Annotated in this window: 21 protein-coding genes and 1 tRNA gene; 6 read left to right on the forward strand and 16 right to left on the reverse strand. The window is 67.5% G+C overall.

Features of this window, described 5'->3' with window-relative positions:
• Window positions 1-199 precede the first annotated feature (199 nt).
• Together polA and QNJ67_06750 are read right to left on the reverse strand one after the other, a co-directional pair.
• The gene (gene polA / locus QNJ67_06745) at window positions 200-2,983 is read right to left on the reverse strand and encodes a DNA polymerase I (protein ID MDJ0608658.1); all 2,784 of its coding nucleotides are present in this window, start codon (window positions 2,981-2,983) and stop codon (window positions 200-202) included.
• Window positions 2,984-3,048: 65 nt separating this feature from the next.
• On the reverse strand, window positions 3,049-3,270 hold the full coding sequence (locus tag QNJ67_06750) for a zinc-finger domain-containing protein (GenBank protein MDJ0608659.1): 222 nt from the start codon (window positions 3,268-3,270) through the stop codon (window positions 3,049-3,051).
• 138 nt (window positions 3,271-3,408) lie between these two features.
• On the opposite strand from QNJ67_06750, the gene QNJ67_06755 reads away from it, so the two are divergent.
• The 3 genes from QNJ67_06755 to QNJ67_06765 all read left to right on the forward strand — a co-directional run bounded on the left by QNJ67_06755 (window position 3,409) and on the right by QNJ67_06765 (window position 6,139).
• A complete protein-coding gene (locus tag QNJ67_06755) occupies window positions 3,409-4,449 on the forward strand; it encodes an ABC transporter ATP-binding protein (protein ID MDJ0608660.1) in 1,041 nt (346 codons plus the stop codon).
• Between the two features lies 1 nt (window position 4,450).
• Window positions 4,451-5,560 carry an alpha/beta hydrolase gene (locus tag QNJ67_06760; protein MDJ0608661.1) on the forward strand — a complete coding sequence of 370 codons (1,110 nt, stop codon included), beginning with the start codon at window positions 4,451-4,453 and terminating at the stop codon, window positions 5,558-5,560.
• Window positions 5,561-6,062: 502 nt separating this feature from the next.
• Window positions 6,063-6,139, forward strand: a tRNA-Arg gene (locus QNJ67_06765).
• Between the two features lie 39 nt (window positions 6,140-6,178).
• Here the strand turns inward: QNJ67_06765 and QNJ67_06770 are convergent.
• From QNJ67_06770 to soxC, 8 genes are all read right to left on the reverse strand, one after another.
• Window positions 6,179-7,036: an ABC transporter substrate-binding protein gene (locus QNJ67_06770; GenBank protein MDJ0608662.1), complete on the reverse strand. Its 858-nt coding sequence runs from the start codon at window positions 7,034-7,036 to the stop codon at window positions 6,179-6,181.
• An 8-nt stretch (window positions 7,037-7,044) separates the two neighbouring features.
• On the reverse strand, window positions 7,045-7,869 hold the full coding sequence (locus QNJ67_06775) for a transporter substrate-binding domain-containing protein (protein MDJ0608663.1): 825 nt from the start codon (window positions 7,867-7,869) through the stop codon (window positions 7,045-7,047).
• 20 nt (window positions 7,870-7,889) lie between these two features.
• A complete protein-coding gene (locus QNJ67_06780; protein ID MDJ0608664.1) occupies window positions 7,890-9,158 on the reverse strand; it encodes a cation:dicarboxylase symporter family transporter in 1,269 nt (422 codons plus the stop codon).
• Window positions 9,159-9,252: 94 nt separating this feature from the next.
• Window positions 9,253-9,873 carry a thioredoxin family protein gene (locus QNJ67_06785; GenBank protein ID MDJ0608665.1) on the reverse strand — a complete coding sequence of 207 codons (621 nt, stop codon included), beginning with the start codon at window positions 9,871-9,873 and terminating at the stop codon, window positions 9,253-9,255.
• Between the two features lie 31 nt (window positions 9,874-9,904).
• Window positions 9,905-11,167 (reverse strand): NAD(P)/FAD-dependent oxidoreductase, encoded by a 1,263-nt coding sequence (locus tag QNJ67_06790; GenBank protein ID MDJ0608666.1) that lies wholly within the window; start codon window positions 11,165-11,167, stop codon window positions 9,905-9,907.
• Between the two features lie 59 nt (window positions 11,168-11,226).
• Window positions 11,227-11,991, reverse strand: coding sequence for a c-type cytochrome (locus QNJ67_06795; protein MDJ0608667.1), 765 nt, complete (start codon window positions 11,989-11,991; stop codon window positions 11,227-11,229).
• 4 nt (window positions 11,992-11,995) lie between these two features.
• The gene (locus QNJ67_06800; GenBank protein MDJ0608668.1) at window positions 11,996-13,006 is read right to left on the reverse strand and encodes a c-type cytochrome; all 1,011 of its coding nucleotides are present in this window, start codon (window positions 13,004-13,006) and stop codon (window positions 11,996-11,998) included.
• Window positions 12,990-14,303 carry a sulfite dehydrogenase gene (gene soxC, locus QNJ67_06805; GenBank protein MDJ0608669.1) on the reverse strand — a complete coding sequence of 438 codons (1,314 nt, stop codon included), beginning with the start codon at window positions 14,301-14,303 and terminating at the stop codon, window positions 12,990-12,992. The genes QNJ67_06800 and soxC overlap by 17 nt, the downstream gene beginning before the upstream one ends.
• Window positions 14,304-14,539: 236 nt before the next feature.
• Here soxC and QNJ67_06810 point away from each other — a divergent pair, with 236 nt between their 5' ends.
• Window positions 14,540-16,087, forward strand: a complete 1,548-nt coding sequence (locus QNJ67_06810; protein MDJ0608670.1) for a fused MFS/spermidine synthase — start codon at window positions 14,540-14,542, stop codon at window positions 16,085-16,087.
• Between the two features lie 31 nt (window positions 16,088-16,118).
• On the opposite strand, the gene QNJ67_06815 is transcribed toward QNJ67_06810, so the two are convergent.
• The 6 genes from QNJ67_06815 to soxX all read right to left on the reverse strand — a co-directional run bounded on the left by QNJ67_06815 (window position 16,119) and on the right by soxX (window position 20,844).
• Window positions 16,119-16,862 carry a cytochrome c biogenesis protein CcdA gene (locus QNJ67_06815; protein ID MDJ0608671.1) on the reverse strand — a complete coding sequence of 248 codons (744 nt, stop codon included), beginning with the start codon at window positions 16,860-16,862 and terminating at the stop codon, window positions 16,119-16,121.
• Window positions 16,863-16,899: 37 nt separating this feature from the next.
• A complete protein-coding gene (gene soxB / locus QNJ67_06820) occupies window positions 16,900-18,588 on the reverse strand; it encodes a thiosulfohydrolase SoxB (protein ID MDJ0608672.1) in 1,689 nt (562 codons plus the stop codon).
• 75 nt (window positions 18,589-18,663) lie between these two features.
• Window positions 18,664-19,467, reverse strand: a complete 804-nt coding sequence (gene soxA, locus QNJ67_06825; protein MDJ0608673.1) for a sulfur oxidation c-type cytochrome SoxA — start codon at window positions 19,465-19,467, stop codon at window positions 18,664-18,666.
• A gap of 25 nt (window positions 19,468-19,492) precedes the next feature.
• Window positions 19,493-19,822 carry a thiosulfate oxidation carrier complex protein SoxZ gene (gene soxZ, locus QNJ67_06830; GenBank protein ID MDJ0608674.1) on the reverse strand — a complete coding sequence of 110 codons (330 nt, stop codon included), beginning with the start codon at window positions 19,820-19,822 and terminating at the stop codon, window positions 19,493-19,495.
• A 12-nt stretch (window positions 19,823-19,834) separates the two neighbouring features.
• Window positions 19,835-20,314, reverse strand: a complete 480-nt coding sequence (gene soxY / locus QNJ67_06835; protein MDJ0608675.1) for a thiosulfate oxidation carrier protein SoxY — start codon at window positions 20,312-20,314, stop codon at window positions 19,835-19,837.
• Between the two features lie 59 nt (window positions 20,315-20,373).
• Window positions 20,374-20,844, reverse strand: a complete 471-nt coding sequence (soxX, locus tag QNJ67_06840) for a sulfur oxidation c-type cytochrome SoxX (protein ID MDJ0608676.1) — start codon at window positions 20,842-20,844, stop codon at window positions 20,374-20,376.
• Between the two features lie 192 nt (window positions 20,845-21,036).
• Between soxX and QNJ67_06845 the strand changes: the two genes are divergently transcribed.
• Both QNJ67_06845 and QNJ67_06850 read left to right on the forward strand, forming a co-directional pair.
• Entirely contained in the window at window positions 21,037-21,462 is a 426-nt protein-coding gene (locus QNJ67_06845; GenBank protein ID MDJ0608677.1) for a hypothetical protein, read from the forward strand.
• Window positions 21,463-21,479: 17 nt separating this feature from the next.
• On the forward strand, window positions 21,480-21,980 hold the full coding sequence (locus QNJ67_06850) for a heme-binding protein (protein ID MDJ0608678.1): 501 nt from the start codon (window positions 21,480-21,482) through the stop codon (window positions 21,978-21,980).
• Window positions 21,981-22,065 lie beyond the last annotated feature (85 nt).

The following is a 22,065-nucleotide window of genomic DNA, read 5'->3' on the forward strand; positions in this document are numbered from 1 at the left end:
GTCGATGCCCGCCGCTGGAAAACGTGGCGATTATGGGGCGGATTTATAATGAAGAAGTTAACCTAAAAACGTTTTAGGCTAACCAGACTATAGACGTACATAGCATTGATAAGAAGGGAATTCTTTTTGAGATACCGGGGCGAGAGCTGCAGCCAGGGGTAGTCCGACCATACTATTTGTTGCGCCGGCCGCGCAGGCCCTAGTGGGCCTGGGCCCAGGTTTCGCCGACGCCGGCGTCCGCCACCAGGGGCACCGAGAGCGTGACAGCCGGGCCGGCCGCCTGCTCCATCACCCGGCGCACCAGGGCCGAGGTCTCCTCGACCTCGCCGGCCGGGCATTCGAACAGCAGCTCGTCGTGCACCTGCAGCAGCATGCGCGCGGCCAGCCCGGCCTCGGCCAGGGCCGGCGGGATCCTGATCATGGCGCGCTTGATGATGTCGGCGGCGGCGCCCTGGATCGGCGCATTGATCGCAGCCCGCTCGCCGAACCCGCGGCGCGCCGGGTTCTTCTCGCGGATCGCCGGCACGTGGACTTTGCGGCCGAACAGCGTGGTGACGAAGCCCGTCTCGCGGGCCTGCTTGCGCATGCGGTCCATGTAGTCCCGGATACCGGGATAGCGCTCGAAGTAGGCGTCGATATAGGCCTTGGCCTCGGACCGCTCGATGCCGAGGTTGTTCGCCAGGCCGAAGGCCGAGATGCCGTAGATGATGCCGAAATTGATCGCCTTGGCCTGGCGCCGGACCATGGGGTCCATGCCCTCGACCGGCACGCCGAAGACCTGGCTGGCGGTGATCGCGTGGATGTCCTGGCCCTCGTGGAAGGCCTGCTTCAGGGGCGCGACGTCGGCGATGTGGGCGGCGAGGCGCAGCTCGATCTGGCTGTAGTCGACCGAGAGCAGCGCCATGCCCGGCTCGGCGATGAAGGCCTGGCGGATCCTGCGCCCCTCCTCGGTGCGGACCGGGATGTTCTGCAGGTTGGGGTCGTTCGACGAGAGCCGCCCGGTCGACGCGACGGCCTGGCTGTAGGAGGTATGGACCCGTCCGGTCTCCGGATTGATCTGGTCCTGCAGGGCGTCGGTGTAGGTCGACTTGAGCTTGGTCAGCTGGCGCCAGTCGAGGACCCGCCCGGGCAGGTCGTGGCCCTGGGCCGCGAGGCTCTCGAGGATATCGGCACCGGTCGCGTAGGCGCCGGTCTTGGTCTTCTTGCCGCCCTCCAGGCCCATCTCGTCGAACAGAATCTCGCCCAGCTGCTTGGGCGATCCGATGGTGAAGGGCCGGCCGGCTAGGCCGTGGATCTCGGCCTCGAGCTCGGCGGCCCGTTGGGCGAAGTCGTTGGACAGGCGCCGCAGCGCCTCGCGGTCGACTTTGACGCCCGCTCGCTCCATGGCGGCCAGGACCGGGACCAGGGGGCGCTCCAGGGTCTCGTAGACCGTGACCAGGCGCTCGGCCAGGAGGCGCGGTTTCAGGGCGCGGTGCAGGCGCAGCGTGATGTCGGCGTCCTCGGCGGCGTAGTCGCGCGCCTTCTCCAGGGGCACCCGGTCGAAGGTTACCTGGCTGCGCCCGCTGCCGGCGACGTCCTTGAACTTGATGGTCTTGTGGCCGAGGTGCTGCTCGGCCAGCTCGTCCATGCCGTGGTTGTGCAGCCCGCCGTCGAGCGCGTAGGACAGCAGCATGGTGTCGTCGATCGTCGCCATCTCGATGCCGGCCCGGGCGAGCACGATCATGTCGTACTTGATGTTCTGGCCGATCTTGAGCACCGAGCCGTCCTCGAGCAGGGGCTTGAGCAGTCCGAGCGCCTGGTCCCGGCCGATCTGTCCGGCGACCAGGCCGGCGCCGCCCTCGAGCGCAAGCTCGCCGTCCTCCTGGGCGTGGCGGTGGCCGAAGGGGATGTAGCAGGCCCGGCCGGGCGCCAGCGCCAGGGAGACGCCGACCAGCTCGGCGCGCATGGCGTTGAGCCCGGTGGTCTCGGTGTCAACCGCGACCCAGCCCTGGGCCAGGGCCTCGGCCACCCAGCCCTTCAGCGCGGCGGCGTCGTCGACCAGCTCGTAGCCCGGCGCCGGGCCGGGCTCGGCGGCCTCCGGGGCGGCGGCCTCGCCCAGGATGTCCGGCAGGCGGGCGATGACCGAGCGAAACTCGTACTTCTCGAGGAAGCTCTTCAGGGGGTCCGCATGGGGCGTCCTCAGGCCGAAGCTGTCGATCGGCGCATCGATGGCGACGTCGTCCTTGAGCTCGACCAGGCGGCGGCTGATCCGGGCCTGTTCAGCGAACTCGATCAGGTTCTGGCGGCGCTTGGGCTGCTTGATCTCTTCGGCCCGCTCGAGCAGCTCGTCGAGATCGCCGTAGGCCTCGATCAGCTGGGCGGCGGTTTTCACGCCGATGCCCGGCACGCCGGGCACGTTGTCGACCGAGTCGCCGGCCAGGGCCTGCACGTCGACCACCTTCTCGGGCGGCACGCCGAACTTCTCGACCACCTCGTCGGGGCCGATCGGCCGGTTCTTCATCGGGTCGAGCATGGCGACGCCCTCGCCGACCAGCTGCATCAGGTCCTTGTCCGAGGAGACGATCGTGACCTCTATGCCGCGTTCGCGGGCCAGCTTGGCGTAGGTCGCGATCAGGTCGTCCGCCTCGTAGCCCTCCATCTCGATCGACGGCAGATTGAGCGCCCGGGTCGCCTCGCGGACCATGGCGAACTGGGGCTTGAGGTCGTCCGGCGGCTCGTCCCGGTTGGCCTTGTAGTCGGGATAGAAGTCGTTGCGGAAAGAGGTGCCGCTGGCGTCGAAGATGACCGCGATGCCGTCGGCGTCGCTCTCGCGCAGCAGCTTGATCAGCATGTTGGTGAAGCCGAAGGCCGCGTTGGTCGGCACGCCGGCCGTCGTGCTGCGCGGCGGGATCGCGTAGTAGGCCCGGAATATGTAACCGGAGCCGTCGATCAGATAGAGATGTTTGATGGGGGCCGCGCCGTCGTCCATGACAGGCGAGAGCATGCAGCAGGACCTGGGAGGAGTCGAGCGCTCGATTGGCCGCGTCCGGCGGGCCCCTTACGACTGCTCTAGGCTCCGCTGGCCGTTCCTGCGCCCGCGGTCTCGGCCGCGCCCCGAGGTTCGGCGAGCGCCTCGTCCTGCTTGAGGATGTAGCGGCAGCCGCAGTAGGGGCAGTCGATCTGGCCCTTGCCCTCCATGTTGAGGAACACCCGCGGGTGGCCGAGCGGCCCGTCGCCGCCGTCGCAGGCGAAGATCTCGGTGTCGATGTACTTGATGTCCGCTGGTTCCATCACGCCGCCCCGCCTCGCCGATTTCCGGGCCTGCGCCGGTCCCCCGCCGCTTGGTTGACCCTCCGTAGGCCGGATGATACCGATTGCCTCGTCGCGATCAACGATTTGAACGATTTGCCCGCTTCCGGCCGAGCCTCCATGTCCACCCTCCCAGAACAGGGCCTCGCAGGTCCGGGCGCCTCGGCGCCGGACGGCTCCGCCGCTCTGCCGGACCAGGCGGTCGAGGTCGTCGGGCTCAACAAGACCTACCGCGGCACGGGGCGGACCGGCCCGCTTCAGGCGCTGACCGACGTCGACCTGGCGATTCCGCGCGGCTCGCTGTTCGGGCTTCTCGGCCCCAACGGGGCGGGCAAATCGACCCTGATCAACATCCTGGCCGGTCTGGTCAACAAGACCAGCGGAACCGCCCGGATCTGGGGCTACGACATCGACCGGGCGGCGCGCCAGTCGCGCGCGGCGATCGGCGTGGTGCCCCAGGAGCTCAACATCGACCCCTTCTTTACGCCGCGCGAGCTGCTCGAGTTGCAGGCCGGCCTCTACGCTGTGCCTCGCCGGGAGCGGCGCACCGACGAGATCCTCGCGGCGCTCGGCCTGGCCGACAAGGCCCGGGCCTACGCCCGCACGCTCTCCGGCGGCATGCGCCGGCGCCTGATGGTGGCCAAGGCCATGGTCCACAACCCGCCGGTCCTGGTGCTCGACGAGCCGACCGCCGGGGTCGACATCGAGCTGCGCCAGCAGCTCTGGGCCCAGGTGCGCGAGCTGAACCGCCGGGGCACCACGATCCTCCTCACCACTCACTATCTCGAGGAGGCGGAGGAGCTCTGCGACCGCATCGCGATCATCAACCATGGCCGCGTGGTCGCCTGCGACACGACCCGCGCGCTGCTCAGGCGGCTGGACAACAAGACCCTGACCCTCGTGCTGGCAGAGGCGGTGACAGAAGTGCCCGAGCCGCTCAAGGCCTTTCACCCCGAAATCGTCGAGCCGGGCCGCCTGCTGTTCCACTACCGCACTCGCCAGAGCCCGGTGAACGAGATCCTCGGCGTCGTCGCCGGCACCGACCTGACCGTGACCGACGTCTCGACGGAGGAGACCGACCTGGAAGACCTCTTCCTGCAGCTCACTCGCGGCGCCCACGAAGAAGGGGCCGAGCGGAGCGAGGGCGGCCGTGGGCCGTAAGGTGAGAAGCTGGGCCCTTCTCCTGGTCCTGCTCCTCCTTGGCTGCGCGTCGCACATGCCGCCCGGTCCCGGGACGACGGTGCCGACGCTGCAGGACAAGACCTTCGTGACCAGCGACGGCACGCCCCTGCCGCTGCGCCGCTGGGAGCCCCCAGCCAAAAGCCGGCCCAAGGGTCCGCAGTCCGAGAGCCAGAATAGCGAGAACCCCAGGGGCGTCATCCTGGCCGTTCACGGGTTCAACGACTACGCCGAGATCTTCGATCTGCCGGCCAGCTGGTTCGCCGAGCGCGGCTTCCTGGTCTACGCCTACGACCAACGCGGTTTCGGGCGGGCGCCCCACGCCGGCCTCTGGGCCGGCACCGAGCGGATGGCCGAGGATTTGGCCGACGCGCTTCGGCTGATCCGGCGCCGCCATTCGGACCGGCCGCTCTTCGTGCTCGGCGATTCCATGGGCGGAGCGCTCGCGGTGGTGACCCTGTCGAGGCAAGAGGCGCCCGAGGTCGACGGCGTGATCCTGTCCGCGCCCGCGGTCTGGGGCCGCTACACCATGCCGTTCTATCAGCGGGCCACTCTGTGGATCGTGGAGAACTTCTTCCCCTGGGTCACCGCCTCGGGGCGCGGCCTGAAGATTCAAGCCTCGGACAACATCGACGCGCTCATCAAGAAGGGCCGCGACCCCTTGGTGATCAAGAAGACCAAGGCCGTGGCGATCTCCGGCCTGACCGATCTGATGACCGAGGCGCTGACCGCCGCGCCGGATTTCCGCGCCCGGGCGCTGGTGCTCTACGGTAAGCGCGACGAGGTCATTCCCGCCGAGCCGACGCTGCTGTTCTGGCGCGGTCTGCCCGCCGCCTGCGCCCAGGACCAGCAGAAGGCGCTCTACCGCGACGGCTGGCACATGCTGCTGCACGATCTCCAGCGCGAAGTGGTCTATCGCGACATGCTGCATTGGATGGAGGCGGGCGACGGGCCGCTGCCGTCGGGCATGGACCGGGACGCCCAGGCGCGTCTGGCGGCGCTCGCCGAGGTGTCCGGGGATGCCGCCGCGGGCGCCGAGGTTGGCCCGGGCGAGGTGGTCGCGGCGGCCTGCGGCGGTCTGCCGTCGGATTAACCATTGAATCGCCGGACTAATCCCGGACGCCCTGGTTAAGTGCCTGATTCGGGACGCGGTTCCAGGCCATATGGGAAAATAATTCCCCAACATTTCTGTGACGAAACCATTGACTTTAACTGATAAATCACTATGTTGCGGCGCAGCATTCACACGAGATAGTCGAGATGGCCACGTCCAGCGAAAAAAACCAGAAACCACAGCCCGACAAGATCTACGAGGTCAAGGAGCGGAAGTGTCTCATGTGCCGTGATCCTTTCAAGAGTTCGTGGCCGGGGGAGCGCGTCTGTACGAAGTGCAAGTCCACCAACCTGTGGCGGGCGGCCTGACCCGCGCACGCGGTTCTCTGCACCCTTTCCTTCATCGATAGATCGCTGCCTGAAGAAGACCGCGCAAGCGGGAACCGTTTCCACGGTTCCGACGGCTTGCGCGTTCCGCGTCTTTAAACCGACGGTTTACGGACCGGCTTCCTTGCACTAAGGTCCCGGCGATTCACCGGCGAGGACCCGTAGCTCAGCTGGATAGAGCGCTGCCCTCCGAAGGCAGAGGTCACAGGTTCGAATCCTGTCGGGTCCGCCAGACCGCCTAGCCTCGACCCGCTTCACCGCTCCACCAGTTCTACTTATCGAAGCGCCACGGCCCTTCGTGGCGGATCAGGTCGGACACGGTGAAGTCGACCTGGTGCTCGTCGAGGAAGGCGTTGACCCAGGCGAGCAGTTCGAAGCGTCCCGGCGGGACGGCGATGGCGATCCGGTCGCGCAGGCCCTCGAGCGTGCAGTAGCGCAGCCGAATCCTGGCGGCGGGATTGGTCGAGAGGAACCAACGCGCCGAGAGCTCCCCTTGCAGCGACAGGGCGATCTCCCCGTCGCGCACCGCCCGCAGCAGCTGTTCGGACTCGTCGAACGCGCGGACCTTGAGGTCGGGAAGCCTGTTGCGCAGTTCGGCGGCGAAGGTCGAATTGGCCTGCACCCCCAGCATGTCCGCGCCCAGGCCGGCCCGCGCCAGCTCGCCCTCGCCGGGGCACTGCGCGCGAAACTTGAGCCCCCGGACCCGGTTGATAAGCACGGTCTCGTTCTGCGTCGCGTAAGGCCGCGAGAACAGCACGTGCTTCGCCCGGCGGGCGGTGTAGCTGATGAAGGAGATGCCGAGGTCCGCCTCGCCGGCGGCGACCTGGGCCACGACGGCGTCGTAGCTCTCCGCCGTCCGGCGGATGTCGAGCGTTACGCCCAGGTCCTTGGCCATGGCCTCTGCGAGCGCGATCTCGAAGCCGGACAGCTCGCCGTTCTCGCCGACCTGGAACACCGGGGGCAGGCTGCCGTCGATCTGGGCGACGGCGAGCGTGCCCCGCTCCATGATAGCCGCGAGATCCGCCATCACCGGCAAGTCTTCGAGCAGGTCCTGCGCCGCCGCCGGCCCCGGCCCGAGATTGGCGAGGACGAGCAGGGCGCTCACTAGGGTGGCACGAAGAAGCTTCATCGAAGGCCTCAATAGACCGAGCGGTCCGCGCGGTAGATCAGCGTGTCCAGGTCGATGATGACGCCCCGCTGGGCGAGGTAGAGATCGAGCCAGCGCGCCAGGCCGATGGCGCCGGGCCGGACCGCGACGGAGACCCGGTGCCGGACATTAGGAACATGGCAATACTTCAGGCGGATCGCGGCCTGGGGATGGCGCGACAGGTAGTACTTGGCCTCCAGTTCGCCCTGGACGCTGACCAGGATCTCGCCGGCCTGGACCGCCGCGATCAGGCTTTCGACATCATCGAAGAGTGTCACCTTGGTTTCGGCCCCGGAGTCTGCGATGGCGGCGAAAGGACTCTGTCTCAAGGATCCGACACGGCCCGGAGTTGCCGCAAGGCGCCTCAAATCGGAAACGCTGGGGCAATCGTCGCCGAGCTCGACGGCCTTGACCCGGTCGACCAGGACCGTGTGGGCCTCGATCATGTAAGGCCGGCTGAAGAAGACGCGGCGACCCGCCTCGACGCTCTCGCTCAGGTAGGACAGGCCGATGTCGGCCTCCCCGGCGGCGACCTTGTCGATGACATTGATGCCGCGCCGGCCCGCCGCGACGAATTTCGCTTCGACGCCCAGCGCACGCGCGATGTCCTCGCCGAGCTCGACGTCGAATCCGGCGACAGGCGTCCCTTGCTCACGGCTGATCATGGGCGGCCGCGCTCCGTCTACGACGGCGATCACCAGGGTGCCGCGATCGGCGATCTTCTGGATCGAGGGCAGGAACTCGCCCGCGAAGGCCGGGGCGGACGCTGGCAGGAAAAGCGCCGCTGCGATCAGAAGGGCGGACAGGACGCGCATGGCTCTATCCCTTTCTCGAATCATTCCGCCGAAGCGGCTGCTCGGACTTGTGCGGCCTCGGGCGCCGCGCCGCGCGCGGTCAGGACCGCAAGGTTGCAGGTCGCCTGCACGGTCAGCGTCGACCCGAGATTGGCGACGGCCGGCTGGGTGGTCGCGAAGATGACGAGGGCGAGGGCGTCGGGGATGCCCGCTCCCAGCAGCACCGGGGCCAGGATCGGCGCCAGCGTCGCGCCGCCGCCGACCGCCGCCGCGCCGGAGATCGTCACCCCGAGCGCGAGCCCGGCCAGCACGGAGAGGCTGAGCTCGACGCCGTAGAGCTGCGCCAGGAACATCGCGGTGAAGGTGAAGAGCACGATTTGGCCGTGCTGGTTGGCCAGCACGCCGAAGGGAACGATGGTGTCGGCCACCTCGCGCTCGACCTGGAAATGCGCCTGCAGGGACTCGATCGCCGACTTGAGCGCGACGAAGGGGTTGTCGGTCGCGAAGGCCAGGATCAGCGGCGTCTTCAAGGCGATCAGCGGCCGCCACGGCGCCATGCGGCAGACGGCGGCCAGGACGCAGACGTGAAAGGCGAGAACGATGACCCCCGCCACCCAGAACCCGCCGATGTAGGTTGCCAGCGCGACCAGCAGCTCGGTGTCCGCTTCGGACATGTGGTAGGCGACGATCGAGAAGAGACCGATCGGCAGGGGGATCAGCACCCAGTGGAACACCATGGAGAAGGTTTCGTAGAACGCGTTCAGCACGCGCAGCGCCTCGTCGGCGCCCGGCGAGCGGACCACGCCGAGCGCGAGGCCGACCAGCGCGCAGAAGAAGACGATCGAGATGAACTGGCCCTCGCTCAGGGCCTCGAAGACGTTGGGCGGTGCCAGAGTGCCGATAAAGGCGAGCAGGCCGCCCTCTCCGCCGCTCTGCTGGGCGCCGGCCATCCTGCCGCCGAGCGCCGCTGCGGCCTCGTCGCCCAGCGAAGCGCCCGGCTGCAGCACGAGGGCGACCAGAATGGTCACGACCATGGGGACTAGCAGGCCGAGGCCGTAGATCACGCCCATGCGGCCGAAGAGCGCGCGGGTGCCCGGCTGGCGCAACATCTGCCCGATGCCCCAGATCAGCGCGCTGACCAGGATCGGCAGCAGGCACATCGACAGCAGCGAGATGTAGATGTCGGCGACCGGCTTCAGGGCGTGGGAGAAGTCCTTGAGGTAGAATCCGGAGGCGAAGCCGAGCAGAACGCCGGCGATGATGGTCTTGGGATTCTGCAGGACCCTGAGGACGAGCGCGCCAAGCTTCATGGTTCCGACAGTGCCCCCTCCAACGTCGAGCTTTGCGCCGCGTTAGACTAACGGAACTCGCGGTCGGGAGGAAAGGGGTGCGCGGTGGTGCGCGCTACCAGGCGTCGGGGCTGATACCCTTGGCTTCCAGTTCGGCGGTCTTGGTCTGCAGATACCGCTGGAAGCCGACGTCCTGGTATTCGCGGCCACGGACGTACTCGAGCATCGAATGGAAGACGAAGGGCTTGAAGTAGCCCGGCATGCGGAAGACCTCGGCCGCGCGGCCGTCCTTGCCCCGGACCAGCGCCGGGTCGTCGGGAAAGAACACCATGCTGGGGGTGAAGTTGACGCCCCACTTCCGGGCCAGAGCGCGTTCCTCGAGCTCCTCGCCGTCGAAGTCGGTCACCCCGCGCGAGCCCCAGAGATCGAGCTGCAGAACGACGAAGTTCTCCGTCACGTAGCGCGTGATCCGCTGATCGGCGAAATTGACCCGGTGCAGCTCGCGGCAATAGGGGCAGCCGCGCTGCTCCCAGATCACGGCGAAGTGCTTGCCCTCGGCCTTCGCTTCGGCCAGATCCTCGGACAGGTCCAGGAAGGTATCGAGGAACCAGGGCTGGACATGGAGCCCGTTGTCGCCCACCTCGGGCTCGTCGCCGGCGGACGCCGACCCGAGGCCCAGGCCGAGGAGGAGGAGGAAGGCCGTCAGCAGACGGCCGGTCTTTCCGAGCTCGCGCATGGCGCCCTTCCTCCCCGTCACTAACGTGGCCTCAGCCGAACATGTCCTTGGTGATGCCGGCGTACCAGCCGAGCGACTCCTCGAAGGTCTGCTTGCGCAGCGCCGCGTCCTCACCGGTCTTGCTGATGAAGCCCTCGGTCTTGGCGATCTTCTCGTCGGTCGCCTTGTAGCGCGCGCCAACCTTCACGCCGTCGTCCGTGCCGATCATGCTCCAGCAGGTGTTGGCGTAGCGCGCCGGGAACATCTTCGAGTCGATCAGAGCGTGGCGTACCGCGGCGGCGGCGACCTTGGCCTGGCTGTTGGCCGAGTACCCGGACTTGGGCATGTCGCCGGCGATCGAGGCGTCGCCGATCACGTGGATCGACTCGTCCTTCCGGCTCTGCATGCTGTCCGGCGCGATCGGGCAGAAGCCGGACTCGTCGGTCAAGCCGGCCGCGGCCGCGATCCGGCCCGCGGTCTGGGCCGGGATGACGTTGGCGACGTCGGCCTTGAAGGTCTCGAGTTCCGTGACCAGCTCCATCGTCGCCGGATCGACCCGCTCGATGCCGCCGGTGATCGAGGCCGGAAGCCATTCGACCATGCCCTCGTAGTGGTTCTGCCAGCCTTCCTCGAACAGGCTCTGCTTGGAGAACTTCTCCTTGGCGTCGAGGACGATGATCTTGGCGCTCGGATTGTTCCGCTTCAGCAGGTGGGCGACCATCGAGACCCGCTCGTAGGGGCCCGGCGGACAGCGGAAGGGATTGGGCGGCGGGGCGATCACGAAGGTGCCACCCTCCGGCATGCTCATGAGCTGGGCACGCAGCAGCTCGGTCTGCGAGCCCGCTTTCCAGGCGTGCGGCATGGCGTTCTGCGCCTCTATGCCGTAGCCGGGCACGGAATCGTATTTGAAGTCGATGCCGGGCGAGACGACCAGGCGGTCGTAGGGAACCTTGCCGCCGCCGGCCAGGGCGACGGTCTTGGCGTCGCGGTCGATGCCCGTCGCCCAGTCGTGCACGACGTTGACGCCGCTCGCGGCGAGTCCGCCGTAGGTGTGTCCGATCGAGTCCAGCGTGCGGACGCCGCCGATGTAGAGGTTGGAGAAGAAGCAGGTGTAGTAGGTGCGGGTCGGCTCGATCAGGGTCACGTTGAGCGCCCCCTTGGAGTCCTTAGCCAGGTAGCGCGCCGTGGTCGCGCCGCCGGCGCCGCCGCCGATGACCACAGCCCTCGGCTGCGCCATGCCCAGGACCGCGGGGGCGGAAAGTGCCGTGCCGAGAGCGGCCGAGGCGGCCAGGAAATTGCGCCTAGTGGTTTTCATTGCTCGTCTCCTCCCGTGTGGATCGGCGGTGCATCCGCCTTGGTTCATTCAAGCTTGATTCATTCAACGGCCTCGAAGAAGGCGGCCAAGGCCGCGATCTCCTCGTCGGCCAGGCTTCCCGCGATCATGCGCATCACCGGGTGAGGCCGCGCCTTTACTTTATAGGCATGCATGGCGCGGACGAAGTCCTCCGTCGGCCAGCCCGTGATCGAGGGTATGCCCTTGTCCTCGCCGTCCGGCTGATGGCAGGTCAGGCACTCGCCGGCGAGATACTCGCCATAGTCGACGTCGCCGACCAGCGCGATCAGCTCGGGCGGCGGCTCGGGGTCGGTCCGGGCGGCGGTTGGCTCCGCTTCCGGGATGTCGCGGGGGTTATCGGAGAAGCGGCGCAGATAGGCGAGCAGGTCGGCCCGCTCGCCCTCTGATTCGATGCCCGCGAAGTTCATCCGCGTGCGGCTGACCAGGTTCTTGGGGTTCTCGATGTAGATGTCGAGAGCGGCCGTGTCCCAGATCAGGCCGTCGGCCGAGGCGCGGCGCATCGCCTTGGAGTACTTGTACCCGGCGATGACGCCAGCGCGCCGGCCGAAGATGCCGTTGAGATGGGGGCCGATCCGCTTGACCTCCTCCGCGCCGGTTCCGAGCGCGTGGCAGCTCACGCACTTCTTGAAGATCTTCGCGCCCCGATCGGCGTCGGCGGCCAGTGCGGGAAGGCTGGCGAGCAGCAAAAGCATGAACGCAGACGAGCGCAGCACGCGGGCCGCCGGCCTGCTTGGGCGGCCGCCCACCCAGCGTCCAGCAGCACCGACCCGGTCGTTCCGGAACACGGGGCTAGTCTCCGTAGGATCTCAGGTAGGCGATGATGGCATCGCGGTCGGCCTGCTTCTTGAGGCCGGCGAAGGCCATCTTGGTCTTGGGCACGTAGGCCTTCGGCGCTTCCAGGAAGGCGCCCAGGGTCTCGCCGTTCCAGGCCAGCCCCTCGCCGCCCTTGGCCTCCATCGCCTTGGAATACCTGAAGTCGTCGAGGCCGCCCGCGACGCGGCCGAAGAGTTGGTTGAGGTGGGGCCCGATGCGGTTCTTGGCGCGGTCGCCGACCTGGTGGCAGGCCTTGCACTTCCTGAAGACCTTCTCGCCCGCCGCGACCTGCGCCGGATCGGGCCCTGCCGCCGGGCTGGCGGCGTCGCCGGACGCGGGATCCGCCTGCCCGGCGTCTTCCGCTTCGTCCGGCGTGACGTCGAGGATACGGGCCCGCGCGACAATCTCGACCTCGGCCTTGCAATCCTTCATGCAGGGCTTGGCGCTCGGCGTGTCTGGACGCTGGTCGTCGATGAAGCCGTCCCGGTTGGGCATCTCGACCGCGCCCAGGCTGTTCTGGTCGAGCACGGCGTCTTCCTCGATGACGTCGTTGATGTAGAGCACATAGGCCGTCACGGCGTAGGTCTCGTCGGCGCTCAGGGTCTGCGCCTCGCCGAAGGGCATGGCCCGGTAGATGTAGTCCCAGAGCGTGCTCGCATAGGGCCAGTAGCTGCCCACCGTCTTGACCGGATCGTCGTCCTCCAGCGTGTCCTCGCCGCCCATCAGGACCGGATAGCGTCCGACCGCCTCGCCGAACTCGCCGTGGCAGGCCGAGCAGCGCTCGAGGAAGATCTCCTCGCCGTCGAGCGCCGTCCCGCTGCCCTCGGGCAGGCCCTGGCCGTCGGGCCGGACGTCGATGTTCCAGCCGGCGATTTCCTCGGGCGTCGCCTCGCGGCCGAAGCCGAAGGTGCCCTGGGCGGCGGCGAGCGAAGCGGTCGAAGCCGCGAGGATCGCCGAGAGCAGAAGGACCTTAAGAGATCTGGACATTTTCGACGTCGCCCCCGCTGTTCACCAGCCAGGTCTGGATCGAGTTGTTGTGGTAGATCGAGTTGGTGCCGCGCACTTCGCGCAGCGCCGTGATGCTCGGCTGGACGTAGCCGGTCTCGTCGACCGCTCGGCTCTCCAGCAGGGTCGCCTCGCCGTTCCAGCTCCAATCGAAGTAGAAGCGCGTCAGGCATTTCGGCAGCACCGGCCCTTCGATCCGGGCCTGGCCCCAGTTCTTGCCGCCGTCGGTCGAGACGTGGACCTCCTTGATCCGGCCGCGCCCCGACCACGCGAGACCGGAGATGACGTTGAAGCCCTTGGACTGCACCGGCATCTCGGGCGAGGGCGTGGTGATCACCGACTTGGCGTCCATGACCCAGGTGAAGCGCCTGGCCTTGCCGTCCTCCAGGAGGTCCGTGTACTTCGAGGTCTCCTCGCGGGTATGCCAGGGCATGTCGCCGACCTCGATGCGGCGCAGCCACTTGATCCACATGTTGCCTTCCCAGCCCGGCACCGTCAGGCGCAGAGGATAGCCCTGCTCCGGCCGCAGGCGCTCGCCGTTCTGCGAGTAGACGACGAGGCAGTCGTCGAGCGCCTTGTCGAGCGGGATGCTGCGCGTCATACCGGCCGAGTCCGCGCCTTCGGCCAGCAGCCACTTGGCCTTGGGCTTGAGGCCGGCTTCCTGCAGCAGGGTCTTGAGCGGCACCCCGGTCCACTGCACGCAGTGGACCATGCCGTGGGCGTACTGCACGCTGTTGAGTTGGGCGCCGCGCCACTCCATGCCGCCGTTCGCGGCGCACTCCAGAAACTGGAAGTGGCTGACCCGCGGAAAGCGCTTCAGATCGGCCATGGTGTAGATCAGGGGCTTTTCCACGAGGCCGTGAATGATCAGCCGGTGGTCGTCGGGATTGACGTCGGCGACGCCGCCGTGGTGGCGCTCGAAGCAGAGGCCGTTGGGCGTGACGAAGCCGTCCAGCTCGTGCAGCGGGGTGAAGTTGACCGAGGACTCGGGGGTCGCCGTCAGCCACTCCACGCGGCGGCGCGCGACATGAGCTTCGTGGGGCGAGGGCGCGCCGTAGGGCGCCGCGTCGACGCCCGGCCCGAGGGCGGAGGACCACTCCGGAACGTTGGGGGGCAGGTTCTCGGCGTTGCCGGCGAGCGCCCCGCCTCGGCTCGAAAGGCCGAGGGTCGCGCCGCCCGCAACCAGAGCGCCGCTGCGCAGGAAGGCGCGTCGGTCGAGCTTTTCACCGGATCGTTGGGGTCGTCTCTCGGAGCCCGCTTTGTTGCCGGATTGGGACATGTCTCCTCCCTAGGATCATGGTCCGGGCCTTTGTGCCCATCATCATATTCAGGTTCGATATTATATCAAGAATGAATATGTTCTCCGCCCGACCTGCGTCGCGTTTTCGTGGGCAAACTTCGGCGACGTTGCCGAGCGGGCATGAATCTAATATTCGCGCATTCGAATATTCTCATATCATACCGCAGCCGCCGCCGACGGGCGGCGCAACCAAACGGGGGGTCACCGGCGGAGCCATGGCGGAACGGACCGCAATGCTGCGCGCGCTCTACGGCGCCGCTCTCTTTGTCGCGGCGGCCGGCAGCCTGGTGCTGGAGATTGTCGCGGGACGCCTGCTCGCGCCCTACGTCGGCATGTCGCTCTACACCTGGACGTCGATCATCGCGGTGGTTCTGGCCGGCCTTTCGCTCGGGCACTGGATCGGCGGCCACCTGGCCCAGCGCGACCACAAGGGCTGCCTGACCGTTCTGGTTTGGGCCTTCGGGCTGGCCGGCCTGTTCAGCCTGGCGAGTCTCCTCCTGATCCGCTGGCTCTCGGGACCGATCCTCGGCGCCGGGTTCGGGCCCCTGGCGTCGATCGTTCTCCTGGCCGCGGCGCTGTTCCTGCTGCCGGTCCTCTTCGCCGGCATCGTTTCACCCGTGCTGACCAGGCTCGCCCTCGACCTGGCGCCTGACGCCCGGGGCCGCGTGCTCGGCCAGATGTACGCCCTGGGCGCGCTCGGCAGCATCGCAGGGACGCTCGCGACCGGCTTTCTCTTTATCTCCTGGATCGGATCGACCTACACCGTGGTGAGCGTGGCGGCCGGCTACCTGCTGACCGCTTTCCTGCTGGCGCTCGATCCCTCGCAGGCGGCCCGGCGGATTCCGGCGATCGGCCTCCTCTCCCTGGCCGCGCTGATCGTCGGCGGCGGCGCTTTCGCGAAGGGCGCGCTCGACGCACCCTGCCGGACCGAGAGCGACTACTACTGCATCCGCGTGATCGATTTCACCTTCGAGACCGGACGGCCGAGCGCCGCCATGGTGCTCGATCACCTCGGCCACGGCATCAACGATCGCGACGACCCGACCCGGCTGCACAGCTCCTACATCGAGCTGACCGATCGCCTGATCGGCTTCCGCCTCGCCGATCCCGAGCGCCTCGCCGCCTTCTTCATCGGCGGCGGGGCCTACACGCTGCCGCGCGCCCTGGCCGCGAAGTACCCGGAAGCGGACCTGCTGGTCGCGGAGATCGACCCGGCCGTGACCAGGGTCGCGCGCGAAGACCTCTGGCTGGCGAAATCGCCCGGGCTGAGGATCGTTCACCGCGACGCCCGCGCGGCGCTGCAGGCCATGAAGCCGGAGCCCCGCTTCGATCTGGTGCTGGGCGACGCCTTTCACGACATCTCGGTGCCGGCGCACCTGGTGACCGGGGAGTTCGCCGGGGCGGTTGCCGCCCGTCTTCGGCCGGGCGGGCTCTACATCATCAACATCGTCGACGGGCTCGGCACGCCCCGCTTCCTGATGAGCGTCGTCAGGACACTGAAGAGCCGTTTCGAGGCGGTGGAGGTCTGGGCCGATGCCGAGCAGATCTCCTTGAACCAGCGGGTCACCTATGTGGTGGTCGCGAGCGACCGGCCGACCGAGACGAGCCGTCTCGTCTCGCCGCGGGACGAGGGACCGCTGTGGCTCCGCTGGCCGCCCGACGACCTGGCGGCGCGGGTCGCCGCCAGCGATCCGCCGATCCTCAGCGACGACTACGCCCCGGTCGACCGGCTGCTCTTCCCGGTTCTGGAGGCGAGCGAGTGATGCCTTGCTCGCCTGTAGAACCCGGAAGCGCTCAGCCGATCCGGCCGAGGCCCGGAAAGGCCTCGAGGATCCAGTAGGCGATCTCGGACATGGTCCCGGTCAGGAACAGGATGCCGGTGACCACCAGAAAGCCGCCCATGGCTTTCTCCACCGTGCCGAGGTGGCGGCGGAAGCGGACCATGAAACCCATGAAGGGGCCCGCCGCCAGGGCTGCCGCCAGGAACGGCAGGCCGATGCCGGCGGCGTAGGCGCCGAGCAGGCTCATGCCCCGCGCGACGGAGTCCTCGGCGCTGGCGACGAAGAGGATCGCGGCCAGGATCGGCCCGACGCAGGGAGTCCAGCCGAAGGCGAAGGCGAGGCCCACGACGTAGGCGCCCAGCAGGCCCGCCGGACGGCTGTCGACGTGAAACCGCGCCTCGCGGAACAGCACCGCGATGCGGAACAAGCCGAGGAAGTGGAGACCCAGCACGATGATGATCGCGCCGGCGATGCGCGCCAGCCATTCGTAGTATTGGGTGACCAGCTGGCCGACCGCCGAGGCGGTCGCGCCGAGCGCGACGAAGACCGTGGCGAAGCCGAACACGAAGGCGAGCGCGGCGAGTAAGACCCGGCGCGCGGCGACGCTCTTGGCCGCCTGCTGCTCGGCCAGCTGGTCCATGGTCAGCCCGCCGAGGAAGCAGAGGTATGGCGGGACCAGCGGCAGCACGCAGGGCGACAGAAAGGACAAGAGCCCGGCGGCGAAGGCGCCGAAGAGAGAAACCTCCAGGCCCGACACGATCCGCTCTTCCTCGCCGCCCCGGACTCGCGCCGCCTCAGGCGCCGCGCACCTTGATGTGGGGGTTGTCCTCGACGCGCACGCTCTTCTTTCTTTCGATGTAGCGGCTGACCAGATCGGCGACCGGCGGTCCCTCGGTACCCTCGTTGACCGAGGCCCAGCCGGCCACGACGTAGCTCTTCTCGGGATCGATCGGCTGCTCCTGGGACAGCAGCGTCATGTTGGAGATCCGCTCGCCGATCGGCTTGTTGATGTCGATCGTGTAGCCCAGTCCGCCGACCCGGACCATGTCGCCGCCCTGCTGATAGTAGGGATCGGGATTGAAGAGGTTGTCCGCCACGTCCTCGAGCACCTCCTTCAGGAAGGCGCCGGTGAACTCGGTGCGGTAGACGGCGGGATAGGTGATCGAGGTCTGGTTGTGCACGTCCTCGACCGTGATCTCCTGGCCCGGCAGCAGGGTGGCGCCCCAGCGGAAGCCCGGCGAGAGGGCGATCTGGGCGTCGCGCTCCTCGAGCAGGGCCTGGCAGATCAGGTCGTCGAAGGTGCCGTTGAAGTTGCCGCGGCGGTAGAGCAGGCTCTCGGTGCGGCCGAGCACGCGCCCCAGCTCGGCCGCGTGGGGCGCGCGAATGCGCTCGACCAGCGCCGTCATCTCGGCATCCGGCTTGACGACGTCGGAGAGGACCGGGATCAGCCGGTAGCGGTAGTCGGCGACCTTGCCGTCCTTGACCTCGAGGTCGAGCCGGGAGAGGAACTTGCCGTGAGAGCCCGAGGCGATCAGCAGGGTCTTGCCGACCTGGATCGCGGCCGGCAGGGCGTCGTGGGTGTGGCCGGTCAGGACCACGTCGATCCCCGGGACCCGTGACGCCAGCTTGCGGTCGACGTCGAAGCCGTTGTGGCTGAGCAGCACGACGACCTCCGCGCCGCCGGCACGCGCCTCCTCGACCCGTTCGGCCACCAGCTTCTCCTGGATGCCGAAGGACCAGGTCGGGATCATGTAGCGCGGGTTCGCCACCGGCGTGTAGGGAAAGGCCTGGCCGATCACCGCGATCTTGACGCCGCCGCGCTCGAAGGTCGCGGTGGACTCGAAGACAGGCTCCTCCCACTCGGTGTCCCGGACGTTGCCGGCCAGGAAGGGAAAGGCGAGCTCGCCGACCAGCTCCTCGACCCGGTCCGTGCCGTAGGTGAATTCCCAGTGGCCGGTCATGACCTCGACGCCGAGCGCGTTCATCACCTCGACCATGTCGCCGCCGCGCGTCGCCAGCGAGGTGTAGGAGCCCTGCCAGGTGTCGCCGCTGTCGAGCAGCAGCGTCTTGCCCGGCCGCTCGGCCCGGATCGCCTTGATGAGGGTCGCGAGGCGGTCGACGCCGCCGACCCGTCCATAGGTGCGCGCCAGCGACGTGAAGTCCTCGCTGGTCAGCGCATAGGCCTTGGCCGACTCCGCCGGCAGGTCGTACTTGCGCAGGAAGTCCCGGCCGGTGACGTGCGGCGGCAGGCCCTTGTTCTCGCCGACGCCCAGATTGATCGAGGGCTCACGGAAGTAGATCGGCATGAGCTGGGCGTGGATGTCGGTGAAATGCAGCAGGGTGACCTGCCCGAGCGGATCGAAGCCGAGCAGGTCCTGCTGGGTCAGAGTCTGGCGCGCCGCGGCGCGGGCCAGGCCGCCGGCGCCGCCGGTCAGGATCGAAGTGGCTGCCGCCACCTGGAGGAAATCACGCCGGCTGAACATGGCAATCGCTCCCCGGAAAGAGTCGGGGGGACGCGGGTGAGCCCACGTCCCCCCTACGGCAAGTCGAGAGGGCCCTCAGTTGCGAACCGAGGGCGTCTCGACGGGCAATCCCTGGCCGCGATGCGCCAGGAAGAGTTCGAGGTTGACGTATTCGTCGGAGCCGAAGCCGAAAGGAATCGCCCGGACCTGCTTGTTGCAGCCGCGGAAGCGCCGGTGCAGCGAGCCGAGGCCCTGCCATTTCAGGCGGTAGGTCGGGAACCCGTTGCTCTGGCCCTGGCTCAGGATGTTGGCGCGGATCATGTTCCCGGCGTTGTCCTCGTGGCAATGCTTGCAGGCCATGTCGAGCTGGCCGCGGCGTTCGTAGTAGAAGGCCTTGCCCTTCTCGTAGAACGGGGCCGCGGAGCCGTCGATCTTCACGCTGACCGGCGCGCCGAGCGACTGGTTCTTGACGAAGGCGGTCATGCCGAGCATCTCGCGCGACTCCCACTTGAAGGCCTTAGCCTTCATGTTCTCCGTGCGGCACTGGTTGATGCGCTGTTCCACGTTGATCAACTTGCCCCAGGGCTCGAAGAACACCGGATAGGTCGCGCCGACCGCGGCCATCGACTCGGCCGCGTCCTCGTGGCAGGAGGCGCAGGCCTTGCCAGCCTCGCCGTCGGCGGTGTTCCACAGCTCCTCGCCGTAGTCGACCCAAAGAAAAGCCGGGTTGTCGAACTCGTCGTCCTGGATCGCCCGCGTCTCGGCCTTGGCGAAGGTGTAACCGCTGCGCTTATCGTCGACCTGGTAGATGCCCCAATCGGTCTCGTCGGTCAGGGCCGTCCCGGCCGCCGCCAAGCTCATGCCCGCCGCGACCGTTATGGCGAGAGCCTTGCGTCCCATGGTCTTGCCTCCCGTGCTCGGATCGTTATTGGACCGTCAGCTTGGCCTTCTTCGTGTAGACCGAACCGTCGTCGTCGGTCCAAGAGAACTCGAAGGTCCCGCTCTCGGTCGCCTTGGTGTAGAAGGACATGTAGGGGTTCGCCGAGACCGCGCCGTGCCAGTCGGCCGAGAAGATCTCCTTGCCGTTGAAGGTGCAGGTGAACTTGTTGATGATCTGACGCGGGATCTTCTCGCCGGTCTTGCGGTCTACCCTCTGTCCCGACTCCATCTTGTGCGAGATCAGGGTCTTGATCTGGATGATATCTCCCTTCGCCGCCTTCTTCGGCAGCTTCACGCGGGGCTTTGACTTTGCCATCTGACGTCTCCCTCAACCGCCGCAGCCGCCGATGGTCACCTTGACCTCGGCCTTCGACATGTAGACATCGCCGTTGCTCATCTCCGCTACGGCGACCACGTTCTGGGTCTTGGCCAGCCGGATCCTGGTCGACGCGGTCGCCTGACCGCAGGCCGGCGTGAAGCGGAAGGTAGCGACGTTCGGCAAGGGGTTTCCTTCGGCGAAGATGTGAACCGCCTTGCAGTAGTCCTGATCGCTCATCGGGCTGTCGATCTCGACCGTGAGCGGCACCGTGTTGCCGTTCTCCGCGATCTGCGGCAGCTCGAGCGTGATCCGCCCCTCCTTCAGCGCGGCATCGCCGACGAGCGACTTGATCGCCTCGTCTAGGGTGTGGGAATCGGCCCTGGCGCCCTGCGGCAGCATGGTCAGGGTCGCGACCGCCACGCCGCCGGCGCCCAGTGCGATCAGGACCTCCCGGCGGCTTGTGTCTTGTCTGCTTTGTGTCTTTGTCATCTCTCTTGCCTCTAGGACGGGGAAGCGGGGTACGGAGCCGGCGCTCGGCGCTGTCGTGACTACTTCAGGGTCATCAGGTAGGCGACGACGTCCTCGACCTGCTGCGCGGTCAGAACCGACTTGCCCTGGAAATTCTTCATCACCCGGTGCAGTCCTTCCGTGCGATAGAAGGCCGGCATGATCGTATCGGGGTTCAAGACCTTGGGATCGACAACGCGGAGGCGCAGCTCACCCTCGCTGTAGATGCTGGCGACTTCGGAAAGATCCGGTCCGACCTCGCCGTGGAACTGCTGATCGGGGATCGGCATGATGTGGCACGCCAGACAGTTGCCCTGCTTGCGGTTGATCGCGACCTTCTTGCCCCGTACCGGGTCTCCCTTCGCAGCGGTCAGGGGCTTGGGGATGCTATTCCCGTCGACCACCCGATAGGGTTTTTCACTCGCCGCGGCTCGGGGAATCGCGTTCGCGGCCGCAATCAGCGCCGCCCCGCAGGCAACGAGAGACAGGGTCTTGGTTATCTGCGCCGCCATCTTGTCGCCTCCCGAATTTGCCGACCGCCACCCTTCTCGGGCTGTTTTCCTGCGATCGCTATGCTGGCCCGGATCGCATATGCCTCTTCGATTAAGCCAGCTTGACGCCTTAATCATATTCAGCTTTTATATTATATCAAGTGCGAATGTGTTGTGGCGATCCTGCATCAGCGACTTGCGAGGGGGGCACCCGTGACAGTTCGCCTGGCAAGTCTGGCTTTTTTTGTCGCTTCTACGGCCATGCTGGCATTCGGCCTGTCCGGAGTTCGCGCTCTGGCGGCCGAGCTGGTGATGTTCGAAACCGACGACTGTCCCTGGTGCAGGGCCTGGGACCGAGAGGTCGGTGTCGTTTACGCGAAGACCGAGGCCGGGCGCCGGGCGCCCCTGCGCCGCGTGGCGCTGCACGGTCCGCGCCCGCCGGATCTCGTCCAGGTCGAGGGAATCGTGTTCACGCCGACCTTCGTGCTTCTGGACGATGGCCGGGAGATCGGCCGCATTCTGGGCTACCCGGGCGAGAACCACTTCTGGGGGTTGCTCGACGCCATGCTGGAAGATCTTCCCGCCGCGCCGCGTTCCGGGCTGTTTGGAGAACAAGGCGCCCAGAAAGGGCGCTCATGAACTGGAGACCGAGACCCATGCGAAAACATCTGATGCTGGCCGCCTTGGCCATCCTTGTCATTGTCGGCCGTCCCGCCCAGGCGGAGGAGGCCCTCGTCGAATTCAAGATCCTCACGGTGGGAACGGCGCTCGAGCTGGCTCAAGCGGCTCTCGAGAGCTGCCGTAACGGCGGGTTCCAGGTCGCGGTCTCCGTGGTCGATCGCTTCGGCAATCCCCAAGTGCTCCTCCGCGATCGCTACGCCGGACCGCACACGCCCGAGACCGCGCGCCGAAAGGCCTGGACCGCGGTGAGCTTCCGCACCGACACGCTGGAGCTCTCCAAGGTGACGCAGGCGGGCGAGGCCCAATCCGGCGTTCGCTTCGTCGAGGACGCGCTGATGCTGGGCGGTGGGGTCATGATCGAGGCGGCCGGTTCGATCGTCGGAGGCGTCGGGATTTCCGGCGCGCCGGGCGGGCAACAAGACGACGCCTGCGCGCGGGCCGGAATCGAGGCGATTGCCGACAAGATCGCGTTCTGAGTCTCCGCCGGATCGGCCCGGCATCATGGGCATGTGCCTTGATTCGCTGGAGGAAAATGCATATCTCGCGGCATGCGAGGCCGGG

The organism is Kiloniellales bacterium, from assembly GCA_030064845.1.
Taxonomy (GTDB): Bacteria; Pseudomonadota; Alphaproteobacteria; order Kiloniellales; family JAKSDN01; genus JASJEC01.